This window comes from Paenibacillus sp. MZ03-122A, from assembly GCF_024213325.1.
GTDB classification, from domain to species: domain Bacteria; phylum Bacillota; class Bacilli; order Paenibacillales; family Paenibacillaceae; genus Paenibacillus; species Paenibacillus polymyxa_B.
In genome coordinates this window covers 190,461-204,653 of the sequence record NZ_JANAVI010000005.1, presented here as the reverse complement: position 1 = coordinate 204,653, position 14,193 = coordinate 190,461, and the positions used below count along the sequence as shown (strand labels likewise).

Here is a 14,193-nt window from a genome sequence, read left to right as displayed (position 1 = left end):
GGAAAAAATCATCCACAAATTATGGATTTCTATATTCCGACGGTGAACGGCCTTCGTATCTTTTGAATTTGCTGTAAAAGTAGTTGACGCTTGTATAGCCGACGCTTTCGGCGACTTCGTATACTTTCATTCCCTGACCCAGCAGCTCCTTGGCCTTTTGAATACGGACTCGGTCCAGATAGGTATTAAAGTACTCCCCCGTCTTGTTCTTGAAAAGCTGACCCAAATAGGCGGTACTATAGTTTAGTAGTCCGGCTAACGCTTCCAGCCTCAGGTTGTCTGCATAATGCTTGTGAATGAAGTCGATCATTTTTTTGAATTCCAGCTCCTTTCCACGGTGTTCAGAGTCTTGCGCCAATGTTAGCAGGAAACGGTGGGTCTCTTCCAAAAGATCATATAGATGATCATGCTGGTATATCCCATTTAAAAAACGGGAAACTTCCTCCGTCTCTTTCAACTCGATACAGAAACCCGCGGTCAGCTTATGAATGATTGCATTGGACAGAAAAAAGAAGGACTCTTTGATCGACTTCTCATCTTGCCCCTGTTTGAGTAAAAATGCAGCCGCCTCGTTCAATAATGGCAGTATTGCGGTTTGGTTTCCTACTTCCAGACTGTAATACAGGCGGAAGATGAATTCCTCCATCGTTTCCTCAGCTTTATCAGCAGACAATCGGGGAGAATCCAGCGAAGAAGAAAAGAAAGGGTACGGACCTAGCAGTCGGTTCTTCTCGCTGAAAAAGGATTGTTTTACCGCTTCCTGGGCCTTTAAAAAAGATTTACAAATATCTTCAGGAGCAGATACTCCCCCTCCGGTTGCAGCGGCGAACCGGACATTATCTGCAACATTACGAATCTCATTGTGCAGAATTTCACGCCGTTCTCTTCCGCGCAGCGGCGCGTTGAGCAACAGGACTGTATACGGGGGGATTACTGTGACAAGTCCCATCATCTGCCCCTCTATCTTTGCCTTCAATCCATTCGAAAGCTGGTATGCGACATCAGAACGGTCCACTTCAGAAACACGCGGGTAGACGACCACGACTTCGTAGTTGCTCCACAACAAATCTGCTTCTTTTGCCTTACTTCTCAACTTGGCCGGATCTTCAGTTCTCTCTTGAGAGACAAGCAAGCTATGCAGGTATAAATCTCGATTTATAACCTCTCTCTTACGCCACTCCCCTTGAAGACGCTCCTCTTCGATCCGCTCGCGTATCCGTTTTAAACTGGACGACATTTCATCAATGTCGACCGGTTTAACGAGATAGCCGAACACCCCGTATTTGATCGCTTGTTTGGCATACTCAAAGTCGGCATATCCACTGAGGATCATAAAGTGCAAATGATGACCGCTGGATTTCAAGTGCTCAATCAACTGTAGGCCATCCATAACCGGCATGCGGATATCTACGATTACGACATCAGGAGTTTTTTCCTCGATGACTCCCAGTGCTTCCTTTCCATTGGCTGCCGTAGCTGTAACGATAAATCCGAGGCTTTCCCATGGGATCAGCGTTTGAAGCCCTTGACGAAGCTTCGGCTCATCGTCAACGATGACTACCTTAATCATTTGGATTCACCCCCAGGTATGAAAAACTGAATACAAGTGCCTTTCCCAGGCTCGCTCTCAATATGTAAAGCACTAGAGGTCCCATACAGTAAGACGAGACGATCATTTACGTTTCGTAGTCCAATTCGCTGGACCTCCTGTTCATGTACGGATGCAGCAAGCTCTGCTTGTACTAGGGCGAGACGATCGGCCGTGAAACCAGCGCCGTTGTCACATACCATAACTCGAACCCCCTCCGGGATTTCCTTAACTTTCACTTCAATGACAGCTCCTTCTGCTTGATTATCCAAACCGTGTACAATAGAATTTTCCACCAATGGTTGGATAATCAGAGCTGGAACCAACATTTCCTCCAAATTTGGATCAACGGTTAAGCGATACTCCAAACGGTCTTCATACCGAAACTTTTGAAGATCGAGATAACAGCACACTTGTTCAAGCTCTTTACGCAGTGGAATCTTGTCGTTACCAGCCTCCAGACTGCTGCGCAACAACGCGCTCAACTGCCAGACTGCTTTAGCGATATCGTCCTGTTGGCGAATGTGGGCCTCCATTCTGATAGACTCCAAAGAATTGAAGAGAAAATGCGGATTGATCTGGCTTGCCAGCATTTTGAACTTGATCTCGTTTTGTCTTTGCTCTACGAGTCTTTTCTGGCGATTCGTCTCTTGGACCTCCTGGACCAAATGGTTTACGCTGCTGACGAGCGCGTTAAATTCCCTCGATAATAGACCCACTTCATCTTTCCCATCGATATGGAGATAGGTTTCCCATGAGCCCGCCCCTACTTGGGTCATATGCTTGCTCAAGCGAAGAAGCCTTCTGGATAATAGCGAAGCAGAAGCATAGATAAGCAAGGCTGCAAATATCAGGCTGGCTGTGATCGCGATTCCGCCGAGCCATATCACTTGATTAGCATCTCGGGTAATCTCAGAAACAGAAAAAATGGAAATAATGCGAAGTCCATTCCAGCTATTCTGTGGAGCTAGATTGGCGATAACCACCTTCGACGCTTTTCCATCGATGAGCATGTTGTAACTTCCTTCCTGATGGAAAAGTATATTTTCGTCGGCATGAATTTCAGAAAGATTCTTCCCGAACAACTCTGCTTCATTGGACGCGACAATCTGATTCCGGTTATCCACGATCAAGGTAGGGAACGATTCCTGATTCAGGATTGAATTTAATTGGCGCTGGTTAACATTTATGACCAGAACCCCTTTTCGTCCTGGTGAATCCACTGAAAATGATCGAATCAGGCTGAGATAATCGGCATCGTCCCTCTCATCCTTAATTAAATTCCAGCCGGCCAATCCTTTCTGCGCGATGGCCTCCTTGTACCAATCTGCGGTTGTGATCCTATCATCCGGTTGGATAAATTCCCAATTATTAAGTGCTCCAGGATTAGAGACATAGACACGGATGCCGGATATCTCTTTGTACAACTGGAGGTAGTCACGAATACCTGTATACTCCCGGTATGCCTGAATGACTTCGATGTAGCTGTCATACTTCTGGCTGGCTACCATTTTCATCCGATTGTCATTGGTCAGCCGGTACGAGATGTCCAGCGGCACTTTGATCAATTCTTCTGTACGATTTCGGACCCGCTCGACATTGTTGGACACTTGCATAAAGGCGTCTTTAATAACGGCCTCTCGAAGCTTCCCCGTCAGAAACAGGCCACATAACAGCAAGGGAAGAACAGCTACCGAAATGAATGTAAGCGTCATCTTCTTTCTCAGTTTCATGTCATTCATCATTCGTATAAAAAACATGACTTGCCCCTCCCCAATCAGTACGCTGATGCGCGCAAAATGCCCCTTTTCATATAAAAAGGGGCATAACTCCATCGATTGTTTTTCTCTTTCGGCAATTATACTGTTGTACTGATCCTTAAGCCTTACCAGGCTTTATTGCCCGAAGCCTGAACCATCCACTTTCATAGTCTTTCTGTCTGTAAAGAAGAGGGAGGCCCAACTTCATAAGCCGATCCCCCCCATGGATAGACTTTTGCCCGCTATTTCCTGACTTAACTTCATATTCGAGCTCTGGATTTAGTCCGTCAAGGCGCAGGGCTCGCCAAGGCGCGTTCGGGACAGCCATCACTTGGAAATAGTAGACGATGGCATCCTCTTGGTCTTCAGAAACAAACATCCAAGCCGATTCGTTATCTTCAAACGGGCTCTTTAAGCGATACAAGTCACCTTTCTGTACTAAGCCACGTATCTGCTTGTATACTGCGATTTGGCGTTTGACCGTCTCTTTTTCCTCATCGGTGAATTTCGTGAGATCAAGCTCATATCCAAAATTTCCTGACATGGCCACATCACCTCGAAAATCAAGGGGTGTTATGCGTCCAACTTGATGGTTTGGAACTGCCGACACATGCGCTCCGATGGCGCTTACAGGATAGACAAGGCTAGTTCCATATTGAATCTTCAGACGTTCCACCGCATCGGTATTATCACTAGTCCATACTTGAGGCATGTAGTAAAGCATGCCTGGGTCAAAACGTCCTCCGCCACTTGAACAGCTCTCGAAAAGAATATGCGGAAATTCGGCGGTGACGCGCTCCAGCAGCTCATACAATCCAAGAACATAGCGATGGGCAGTCTCAGATTGGCGCTCTGGCGGCAGAGCTGCGGAACCGATTTCCGTCAGGCAGCGATTCATATCCCATTTCACGTAAGAAACTGGGGCGCTGGAGAAAATGGCAGCCAGCGAATCGTAGATGTAATCGCGTACTTCCTTGCGAGTATAGTCCAGCACCAACTGCCATCTGGCTTCACTGCGTCGCCGTCCTGGAACGTGAAGGCACCAATCTGGATGCTCCCGGTACAACTCGCTGTCTGGAGAGATCATCTCCGGCTCAAACCAGAGTCCGAATTTAAGCCCCAATTGATTGATGCGTTTCGCGACATCGGCAAGTCCGTCTGGCAGCTTCCGACGATCCTCGTACCAATCACCAAGAGACGAATTGTCAGAATCCCGTTTTCCGAACCAACCGTCATCTAAGACAAAAAGTTCGATGCCTAGCTCTGCCCCCTCCTTCGCTATCGATACCAGCTTATCTGCATTGAAGTCAAAATAGGTAGCTTCCCAGTTATTGACCAGAATAGGGCGTTCTTCATCCCGATATTTCCCTCGGCAAAGACGAGTCCGATACAAGCGATGATATGTACGCGACATTTCTCCCAGCCCTTGACCAGAGTAAACCATAACGGCTTCTGGCGTTTGGAAGCTCTCACCTGGGCTCAGTAACCACGAAAAATCAAAGGAGTTCACGCCGATGCTAAACCGTGTTGAGCCGAATGAATCTATTTCTGCTCCCGCCTCAAAGCCCCCGCTGTACACGAGGCTAAAGCCGAATACCTCACCATAGCTTTCCGTTGTTCCCCCAGTAACCAATGCAGCAAAAGGGTTGAGTTGATGGCTGCTCATGCCCCTTTTACTATCAATTCGGGTTTCACCTTGAAGAATCGGTTTGCGGGTAATATTCCCCTCCCGAGCCCATGCTCCCGAAAGATACATGAACTCTACATCGCTTTTACCTGAAAAATCGACACTGGCACTTAGAGCACGGAGAAGCCGAAGATTCTTGGCTCCCGCATTACTCAAACGAGCCGAACGAGCGATTACGTTTCGATCTGCGAAGACGGTATAAAGAAGAACAACTTTAAGCCCTGAAAAGTCATCTTGTAACTCCAGTTCCAGCGTATCCGCTTCGTCTTCATTTTCGGTATATACGGCCGGAAGCCCGGTTAATGATGGCTTTCCCTTAGTGATCCGGTAGCCAATATACTTTAACTCCGTGATACGAGTTCCATCCTCAAGCTCTACTTGATACGCCGGGTTACGGAAGTCCCCGCTCCCATACTGCGGATATTCTTGCGGTAGCCGATCCAATCCAGCCTTCGCGGGAGTGTGAAGCAATAGGTCAGCCATGGGTTCGCGGTGCTTCAACCTGTCTCCCCAGTATACATGGACAGGAAATCCATCCACAATCTGAATAATATAACTCATGCCCGACGACTGCAAATGAAACAGCCCTGTTTGCTCTTGAACAATGATACCCATTGGGAAAATAACCCCTCTCTTAGATAATAATCATCGGAGTTCCACACCAAAAAGACACTCAGAAGAAGCATTTTGTAACAGCCATCAACTATGTTCATATGGTGTAAAGCTTGATAAGATTCAACAATATAGCAGTAGGTTCTACAGAAATCATATATTAATTTTAGATATGAAGTACATGGCATGGTGCTCGCTATTTATGTTATAATGCTTGATAATTTACATAAGGAGATTTAGCGTGATAGAATATTTGCCGCGTAGTAAACAGCATTCTGAATTGTATCTAACTCAGTTTGGCATAGAGGAATGCATACCGAGTCACTTTTTTGGACCTGCGATAAGAGATCACTATCTGCTTCATTATATTTTGGACGGAGAAGGTACCTTCGAGGTCGGTGGGTTCAGTTATCACTTGCGGAAAGGACAGTGGTTTCTAATCTGCCCCCAGGTCATTACTTATTATCAAGCCGATGTAGTGAATCCTTGGTCTTATTGCTGGTTTGGATTTGACGGGGCACTGGCAGAAACACTCCTCAAGCAAGCAGGTCTAACGATGACGCGTCCAATCCTCAACTTTGAAGGAGACCATTTGATTTATCAGTATTTGCAGCGAATGAACGAATCAAGTGAATGCCATAAAGCTCGGGAAACCAGACTGACCGGTCTGCTTTGCTTAATGATATCGGAGCTTATAGAATTCGGTCCGGTAATACCTCCCGAACAAAAGGAAAGCCGGGCGGAAATTTACGTGGAAAAAGTGAAGGATTTTATCGAAATGAATTATGCTCAGAAAATTACCATTGAGCACATTGCAAATTTTATCGGACTCAATCGAAGCTATTTATGTTCGTTATTCAAACAACAAGTGAACACAAGTATTCAGGATTATTTGGTTCACTATAGGATCAACAGAGCATGTGAAATGATGGGAAACGCTGAACTTTCGATCGGTGATATTTCCCGTTCAGTCGGCTATAACGATCCTTTACTCTTCTCGAAAATTTTTAAAAAGGTAAAGGGACTCTCCCCCAAACATTATCGAACCGAAACCCATACTCAAACTCAAGTCGAATACTAACGAACAAAAGAGGTCAACCCAAAAAACTGGCTGACCTCATAAGTTTATTTTGTAGTTTGTCCTTCCAAATAAGAAACCGGCTCTTTAACCTCTACTTTGGTGCCGCCAAATTCATCTTTAATGTATTTTTGAGTATCCTCGTTATGATAGAGACCCGCTAACTTTTGCAGCCCTTTGTCATTCGCCTTATCAGATGAAGTAACCAGGACGTTAATATTATTTTTGGTTGCCTGACTGATCTCCTCATGGAACAAGGAATCTTTCAGTACATTCAGCCCCCCTTCTAAAGCAATTGTATTCCCAATCAGCACCAAGCCTACATCTTGAATCACTCGTGGTCCTGTTTTGTCATCAATTAGTTCAAATTTCAGGTTTTTAGGATTGCTAGTAATATCATTGACTGTACCCAAGGCATCATTAAAGTCAGCCTTAAGTTTAATCAAACCGGATGCTTCCAATAACTTTAAACCTCTTGCCGTATTGGCTGGGTTATCTGCCAAAGCTACCAGAGCCCCGTCGGTCACTTCATCGATGCTTTTGAATTTTTGCGAATAAATCCCCATGGGCTCCAGGTAGGTTGTGGCTATAGCCTTCAAATCAGCTTTGCTCTCTTTGTTATAGCTAACCAGGTACGCCCACGATTGGAATGCATTCACGTCTACTTCGCCTTCTTTGGTCGCATTGTTCGTTTCGATTCCGCCGTTAATTTCTTTCACTTCAATGTCCAGCTTGGCATCCTTGGCGGCCTGGGACTGGGCAATATGCTTCCAGATCTGGGCGTCAGAGCCCATGGAGCCGATGACTACTTTTTGCGTTTCCGAACCGGAAGCGGCGCTGGAGCCATTGCTGTCAGAACTTTTATTACCGCATCCTGCAGCAACCAATAATAAACTAATCCCTAATAGTAAAACGAACGATTTCTTCATGTTGTTTTCCCCCAGATCATGTATGCTAGTGCATCGTCATTCCACCTGTAACATTAATCGCTTGTCCTGTCATATATGCAGAGAGCGGACTGGCCAGAAACAGCACCACATTGGCAACATCCTCCACCTCAGCCGTTCTCCCCAAAGGTACCTGTGAACAATCTTCTTCGTATATTTCTTGAGCGGTCATTCCGCGAATGACGCCCCCTTCAATCCGTTCGCGATGCTTCATCGGCGTTTCTACGATACCTGGACAAACCGCATTCACCAAAATTTGATGCGGAGCAAGCTCAATGGCCATCACCTTGGTCAAGCCGAGAACCGCATGTTTGGATGCACAATATCCGCCCATGGCCCGATATCCATTTTTTCCAGCCTGCGAAGCAATTTGGATAATTCGCCCTGGTTTGCGCGCATCCACCATTTCCTTGGCAAACCGTTTGGACGCTACATACAGCCCAGTTGAATTGATCGAAAATACTTTCTCCCAATCAGCTAACTCACTATCAATGACATAATCCATCGTAGAAGTACCTGCGCAGTTCACCAATATGTCAGGAACTCCCGTTTCGCTGATTAGTAGATCGCACCATCTTTCGATATCATCCGGTTTCGATATGTCCAATTGCGTTTCAACCAACTGTGGATTAACCACTCTATACGGCTCTTCATAAGAAATATCAGCAGAAATCACTTTAGCTCCGCTTTGAATGAAAAGCTCTACAATTCCCTTGCCTATGCCTGACTTGCCGCCTGTCACTACCGCTGTCTGATGAGATAGGTCAATCGAAATCATAGATTTTAAAGTACTCTTTCGAAAGGATCGCGGCTAATACCAGCTTCCAATACAATCTTCACATATTCCTGCGCGGAAAAAAGAGAGTGGTCCTTGTAGTTCCCGCATTCTAAAGCAGTAACAGCCGGAACCTCTGTCGTTTCCAGAATTCTTTTCAAAGTTTTTTCCAAAGCGAGTGCAATTTCCTCAGGCTCATGTTCATTCCATAGAATCAAGTAAAACCCCGTTCTGCATCCCATAGGAGAGATATCAATAATTCCTTTGATTTCATCTCTCAGATACGTTGCTAATAAGTGCTCCAGCGTATGTACAGCAGCTGTAGGGAGTGCATCTTCATTGGGTTGCAAAAATCTCAAGTCATACTTTTGTACTGTGCTTCCTTTTTCGTCATGCTCTACTCCCGCTGCTCTTACATAAGGAGCCTTTACAATCGTGTGATCTAATTGAAAACTTTCTACTTTTGCCATTTTTCTTTTCCTCTTTTCTGTAATTTATATTTTTAATCTAATGATGGATACTCTACATTTGTGATTTTTTCAAAAGAATTAAATGCTCTAAATCAGCATTTTTGTAATTATACATCGGATTACTCGGTTTTACCACTATAATTCTTGTTGTATTTCTTTTTTTCTTTGACCGTCTCTCCTTTGCCTGTAGGTTTTGACATAGTGTACAATGTATACGATAATGCATTTTTACGAAAAAGATCGAGGACATCATAAGCCTCATTTAGGAGAATGCTCTGTGAATGAACCGGATTGGAAGCACCTGAATGCTGTCCCATTACCCTTGCAGGAATTTCAGCTACAGCTGGATCAAAACAGTGTCGACGCCAAGCAACTAGAGGAGTGGAGAAAGATTCCCGTCCTTTATCAGCTGGCTCTGGAGGAATTAAAGAATAAAATTAAGCTGATTCAGACGGAATGGAAGCTGTTAGACGGTTTTAGCCCGATTGAGCATATTAAAACCCGGATCAAAGAGCCCCACAGCATCGTGGAAAAGGTTCGGCGCAAAGGGCATGAAGTGACCTTGGACAATATATTGCGTGAAATTCATGATATCGCTGGAATGCGCGTGGTATGCGCTTTTGTGAAAGATATTTATCGTCTGATGGATCATCTTCACACACGGGAAGACATTCGTATTCTGGAGGTCAAGGACTATATAGCCCATCCTAAGCCCAACGGCTACCAGAGCCTGCATGTCATTGTGGAAATTCCGCTGATCCTGTTTGAAGGCACACGCTGGATCAAGGTTGAAATTCAATTGCGCACATTGGCTATGGATTTCTGGGCCAGTATGGAGCATATTTTGTACTATAAGTTTGATAAGAAAGTGCCTGAACATGTCGTTAATGGATTGACCGAAGCCGCACGTGCAACCTACGAGCTGGATCAGAAAATGCTGAAGTTGCGCGGCGAAATTTTATCGCTTAGCGAGGAGCAGGATGCGGAAGAATCCCCGGCCAAACAATCCGAAGAGACGTCCTTGAAGACACTCTCCCTCCCAGCAGATCACGCCACTTCACGGCCACAAACCTGCTAAGTATTTGTGTACAAGATAATTTAAGAATTCAGTCGAGGCTGCAACAACTATGGTTCAGTCTTACGCTGGATTCTTATGTATTGGGTACAAAAAAAGAGCCATCAAAACCACGTTCATCATGGTTTTGATGGCTCTTTTACACATTTTCTCGATCAAATATTACTGTTTCTCGCGAATCTCTGTGCTGATTTTCCCAACGATATCCGCAATGCTGAGTGATCCCAGATCGCCTTCGCCACGTTTACGAACTGCTACAGTACCGGTTGTTTTTTCATTTTCCCCGATAACGAACATATATGGAACCTTCTCCAGTTGCGCCTCGCGGATTTTATAACCAAGCTTCTCATTGCGAGTATCCACTTCGACGCGCAGACCTGCTTTCAGCAACGCATCCTGTATCTCATTAGCAGTCTCGATATAGTTCTCGGATACTGGCAACAGCTTCGCATGAACAGGAGCCAACCACAATGGGAATGCACCTGTAAAATGCTCAGTCAGGATGCCCATGAAGCGGTCAATCGAACCATAGATGGCACGGTGAATAACGACTGGACGGTGCTTCTGGTTGTCCTCGCCCACATAAGTGAGGTCGAATTTTTCAGGCATTTGGAAGTCCAATTGGATCGTTCCGCACTGCCAGCTGCGTTTGAGCGCATCGAGAATGTGGAAGTCAATTTTCGGACCGTAAAATGCTCCATCTCCCGCATTAATACGGTAGTTGATGCCCAGGTGATCCAGCACGTTTTGCAGAGCTTGTTCCGCTTGATCCCACAGTGCTGGCTCGCCCATAAAGTCATCTGGACGTGTGGACAATTCCACTGTGAAGTCAAAGCCAAACACACTATACATTTCGTTAATTAGCTTAATTACGTCTGTAATTTCTTGTTCAATCTGACCTGGTGTGACGAAAATATGCGCATCATCCTGACAGAATGTACGAACACGCATCATACCGTTCAACGCGCCGGACAGCTCATGGCGATGCACTTGTCCAAATTCGGCTATACGAATTGGCAGATCGCGGTAAGAGTGAAGCTCATTTTTAAACACAAGCATATGCCCTGGGCAGTTCATCGGTTTCAGAGCAAATGTAGTTTCATCCACTTCGGAGAAGTACATGTTTTCCTTGTAATGCTCATAGTGTCCCGATTGTTCCCACAGACGGTTGTTCATCATCAGCGGTGTACGTACTTCCTCATAGCCATGCAGACGTTGAATGTCACGGGAGTAATCTTCCAATGCAGTGCGGACAACCATACCTTTAGGCAGGTAGAACGGCATGCCCGGTGCTTCTTCGGAGAACATGAACAGTTCCAGCTCTTTACCCAGCTTGCGATGGTCGCGTTTTTTCGCTTCCTCCAGCAAATGCAGGTGCTCATCTAGTTGTGCTTTTTTCGGGAATGCTGTTCCGTAGATACGTTGCAGCATCTTATTGTTGGAATCGCCTCTCCAGTATGCGCCCGCTACACTCAACAGTTTAAAAGCTTTGATGCGGCCAGTTGATGGCAAATGCGGGCCACGACACAGGTCAAAAAATTCGCCTTGATCATAGATTGTAATTTCCGCTTCTTCCGGCAAATCACGAATCAGTTCCAGCTTCAGTGGATCTTCCAACTCTCCAAAAATACGAGTGGCTTCCTCACGGCTGACCACACGACGTGTAATCGGCAGATTTTCCTGTGCGATCTTCGTCATTTCCTTCTCGATTTTGGCCAAGTCGTCAACAGACAATGGATTTTCGATATCAATGTCATAGTAGAAGCCGCTGTCGATGACCGGACCGATACCCAGTTTCACGTTTTTCTCACCGTAAATGCGTTTGAGCGCCTGAGCGAGCAAATGCGCTGTACTGTGACGATAAATTTCCAGACCGTCTGCACCGTCCAGCGTAATGATTTCAAGGTCAACGTTCTGATCCAAAACGGTGTTCAGATCTACAGCCTTCCCGTTCACTTTACCTGCTACGGCGTTCTTTTTCAGCCCGGAGCTGATCGAACCCGCCACGTCGGCAATTGTTACGCCCTGCTCGTACTCGCGTACGGCTCCATCTGGCAATTTCACTTGAATACTCACGATTAAAGCCTCCATTTCAAATTGTGTTCTATATCAAAATTGAACGCAAAAAAAACGCCTCTCTCCCTCAAGGGACGAGTGCGTTCAGCTCGTGGTTCCACCCTAGTTCGGCCCGCTCCTGTGCGTACATTTATGTTCATCGGAACATGCTCATGCACGACATGCGTGACCCTCCATTGGTATCCGTTAACGGGGATAAAGCGGTAGGCGCTTACTGATGTTACTGCCAGATTGCACAGCTACATGTTCAACGTCACAGCTACAAAGGGGTAACTTCACATGCGGTTGCCGGAAAAGCTCTCAGCCTCGTCTTTTCTCTCTGAACGGCCCTTCAAGGAAATCATGTCTTTGGTCAATGCCTTGAATATCACTATATGCTACAGCATTATAGATCAAATTCGCAGGTATTTCAAGTGGGCGTTTATGTAATTTCATGCCTCCTATTGGGTATTCGGCGGACAAAAAGGTGCAAAGGCAGCGATCCCAAGCACAGGAACGGCTTTGCTCTTTGAGCCCTCCAAGATAGGGACATCAATTGTAGCTATTCTACTAGCTTTAGCCGCTTGGTTCGTACTAGAACTAGGTGGAGTTACACAATTCCTGTTTTTCAGTACCTTTCATTCCTACGGTGCAGGCTTGTTGTCGTGCGTATTTATTTTACGTTCTATAGGAGATTTCAAATGGGTAGGGTTCTTCAAGAGAAAAAAAGGAACTGTTTTTGCAAAGTGGGACACTGTGCTCTACTCGCCCCTTTGTTTTCTCTTGGGAACAGCCATTTTAATGATTATGTTTTTGCGTACGGCATAGCTTAAAGCCGACCTCTATCAGGTGGTTTGTTTCTTTCGCACGTCTCCACTCGTTTCTTTCTCAGTGAAAAAGTACAGCAAAGCCAGCACAGGCAGGACGACTCCAATCAGAGAACTAAAATTCCAACCTCCTAACGCATACGACCAACCACCTAATGATGATCCAATCGCTCCGCCTATGAAAAAAATAGACATGAATAATCCGTTCAGACGCCCCCTCGCCTCACTCCCCAAGGAGTAAATCACACGCTGTCCAAGTACAAGATTTCCCGATACAGCCATATCCAGTGTAATCGCTGAAATAAAGAGAAGTACGAGCGCAACCGTCGAATGACTTTGAAAAAGATAGATGAGCAAAAAAGACAAGGCTGCAATGATCATAGCTAACCCGGTTAAACCTTTGCTCCAACCTTTATCAGCCAATCTCCCGGCAATCGGGGCAGCTACTGCACCGCCTACGCCTACTAAAGCAAACAATGCAATCCCTTGTTGAGACATTCCGAAATCATCCGCCAAACGTAGAGGAACAACAGTCCAAAATAGGCTGAAGGCACCAAATAGGCAGGCTTGATACAGGGCACGGCGGCGCAGTGCAGGCGTTTGTTTTAAAAGAGTGCCTAGCGAGAAAATTAATTTACTGTAAGATACCGTAGGCACAGGCTTGCGCTCTGGAAGAGCTCGTGAGAGCAGAATCGTCAACAGCGTCAAGACAATGGCTGACAAAATAAATACGGCTTGCCATCCCCAGATGCTGGTGATAAAGCTTGCTACTGGCCGTGCGAACATAATGCCTAGCAAGAGTCCGCTCATGACATTCCCAACAACGCGGCCGCGCTGCTCTTCGGATGCTAAATAGGTGGCGTACGGCACCAGTATCTGGGCTACCACAGATCCAATTCCAATGAATAAGGATGCGGTCAGGAACAACGGGGCATTGGTGGCAAAAGCGGCAACAACCAATGCACAGACTGTGATAATTAGCGATATGACCATGAGCCGTCGATTTTCAATAATGTCGCTGAGCGGTACGATAAATAACAATCCCACCACATAACCGATTTGAGTTAAGGTGACAATGAAGCCCGCTGCTGTAGAAGAAAGACCCATAGCAACGTGAATAGGTCCTACAAGGGTTTGAGCATAGTACAGGTTGGCAACAATAAGGCCGCATGCGGCTGCCAACAAAAACATCATCCAATTTGAGATACGGTTACTTTTTAAGACTTGTTGTTCTCTTTGCATAATAATCCTCCTCATTAATTTAAATACTAAACGTATAGTTCACTAATTAGATAATCAAATAATATACTGAACGTTTC

Annotated in this window: 10 protein-coding genes and 1 pseudogene; 3 read left to right on the top strand and 8 right to left on the bottom strand. The window is 45.7% G+C overall.

Features of this window, described 5'->3' with window-relative positions:
* Nucleotides 1–19: 19 nt before the first annotated feature.
* From NLX74_RS13105 to NLX74_RS13095, 3 genes are all read right to left on the bottom strand, one after another.
* Nucleotides 20–1,570, bottom strand: a complete 1,551-nt coding sequence (locus tag NLX74_RS13105; RefSeq protein WP_254328990.1) for a response regulator transcription factor — start codon at nucleotides 1,568–1,570, stop codon at nucleotides 20–22.
* Nucleotides 1,567–3,348: a cache domain-containing sensor histidine kinase gene (locus tag NLX74_RS13100; protein ID WP_254328989.1), complete on the bottom strand. Its 1,782-nt coding sequence runs from the start codon at nucleotides 3,346–3,348 to the stop codon at nucleotides 1,567–1,569. Before NLX74_RS13100 ends, NLX74_RS13105 begins: the two co-directional genes overlap by 4 nt.
* Nucleotides 3,349–3,466: 118 nt before the next feature.
* The gene (locus NLX74_RS13095) at nucleotides 3,467–5,650 is read right to left on the bottom strand and encodes an alpha-galactosidase (protein WP_254328988.1); all 2,184 of its coding nucleotides are present in this window, start codon (nucleotides 5,648–5,650) and stop codon (nucleotides 3,467–3,469) included.
* A 238-nt stretch (nucleotides 5,651–5,888) separates the two neighbouring features.
* On the opposite strand from NLX74_RS13095, the gene NLX74_RS13090 reads away from it, so the two are divergent.
* Entirely contained in the window at nucleotides 5,889–6,728 is an 840-nt protein-coding gene (locus NLX74_RS13090; protein WP_254328987.1) for an AraC family ligand binding domain-containing protein, read from the top strand.
* A 44-nt stretch (nucleotides 6,729–6,772) separates the two neighbouring features.
* On the opposite strand, the gene NLX74_RS13085 is transcribed toward NLX74_RS13090, so the two are convergent.
* The 3 genes from NLX74_RS13085 to NLX74_RS13075 are packed head-to-tail and all read right to left on the bottom strand — an operon-like array spanning nucleotide 6,773 to nucleotide 8,917.
* Nucleotides 6,773–7,654 carry a MetQ/NlpA family ABC transporter substrate-binding protein gene (locus NLX74_RS13085; protein WP_254328986.1) on the bottom strand — a complete coding sequence of 294 codons (882 nt, stop codon included), beginning with the start codon at nucleotides 7,652–7,654 and terminating at the stop codon, nucleotides 6,773–6,775.
* Between the two features lie 25 nt (nucleotides 7,655–7,679).
* Complete coding sequence (locus tag NLX74_RS13080; RefSeq protein WP_061829983.1) at nucleotides 7,680–8,450, bottom strand: SDR family NAD(P)-dependent oxidoreductase; 771 nt, start codon at nucleotides 8,448–8,450, stop codon at nucleotides 7,680–7,682.
* Nucleotides 8,451–8,455: 5 nt separating this feature from the next.
* The gene (locus tag NLX74_RS13075; protein WP_029515967.1) at nucleotides 8,456–8,917 is read right to left on the bottom strand and encodes an S-ribosylhomocysteine lyase; all 462 of its coding nucleotides are present in this window, start codon (nucleotides 8,915–8,917) and stop codon (nucleotides 8,456–8,458) included.
* 277 nt (nucleotides 8,918–9,194) lie between these two features.
* Here NLX74_RS13075 and NLX74_RS13070 point away from each other — a divergent pair, with 277 nt between their 5' ends.
* Complete coding sequence (locus NLX74_RS13070; RefSeq protein ID WP_061829985.1) at nucleotides 9,195–9,995, top strand: GTP pyrophosphokinase; 801 nt, start codon at nucleotides 9,195–9,197, stop codon at nucleotides 9,993–9,995.
* Nucleotides 9,996–10,154: 159 nt separating this feature from the next.
* On the opposite strand, the gene thrS is transcribed toward NLX74_RS13070, so the two are convergent.
* The gene (thrS, locus tag NLX74_RS13065) at nucleotides 10,155–12,068 is read right to left on the bottom strand and encodes a threonine--tRNA ligase (protein ID WP_254328985.1); all 1,914 of its coding nucleotides are present in this window, start codon (nucleotides 12,066–12,068) and stop codon (nucleotides 10,155–10,157) included.
* Nucleotides 12,069–12,521: 453 nt separating this feature from the next.
* Between thrS and NLX74_RS13060 the strand changes: the two are divergent.
* A pseudogene (locus NLX74_RS13060) lies at nucleotides 12,522–12,875 on the top strand (DUF3995 domain-containing protein); the annotation flags it as partial.
* Nucleotides 12,876–12,892: 17 nt separating this feature from the next.
* Here the strand turns inward: NLX74_RS13060 and NLX74_RS13055 are convergent.
* A complete protein-coding gene (locus NLX74_RS13055; protein WP_254328983.1) occupies nucleotides 12,893–14,116 on the bottom strand; it encodes an MFS transporter in 1,224 nt (407 codons plus the stop codon).
* Between the last annotated feature and the right edge of the window lie 77 nt (nucleotides 14,117–14,193).

What these genes read in the sequence shown, in the direction of transcription:
- NLX74_RS13105 (WP_254328990.1), bottom strand. Translation starts at nt 1,570, where the DNA reads ATGATTAAGGTAGTCATCGTTGACGATGAGCCGAAGCTTCGTCAAGGG.
- NLX74_RS13100 (WP_254328989.1), bottom strand. Translation starts at nt 3,348, where the DNA reads ATGTTTTTTATACGAATGATGAATGACATGAAACTGAGAAAGAAGATG.
- NLX74_RS13095 (WP_254328988.1), bottom strand. Translation starts at nt 5,650, where the DNA reads ATGGGTATCATTGTTCAAGAGCAAACAGGGCTGTTTCATTTGCAGTCG.
- NLX74_RS13085 (WP_254328986.1), bottom strand. Translation starts at nt 7,654, where the DNA reads ATGAAGAAATCGTTCGTTTTACTATTAGGGATTAGTTTATTATTGGTT.
- NLX74_RS13080 (WP_061829983.1), bottom strand. Translation starts at nt 8,450, where the DNA reads ATGATTTCGATTGACCTATCTCATCAGACAGCGGTAGTGACAGGCGGC.
- NLX74_RS13075 (WP_029515967.1), bottom strand. Translation starts at nt 8,917, where the DNA reads ATGGCAAAAGTAGAAAGTTTTCAATTAGATCACACGATTGTAAAGGCT.
- NLX74_RS13055 (WP_254328983.1), bottom strand. Translation starts at nt 14,116, where the DNA reads ATGCAAAGAGAACAACAAGTCTTAAAAAGTAACCGTATCTCAAATTGG.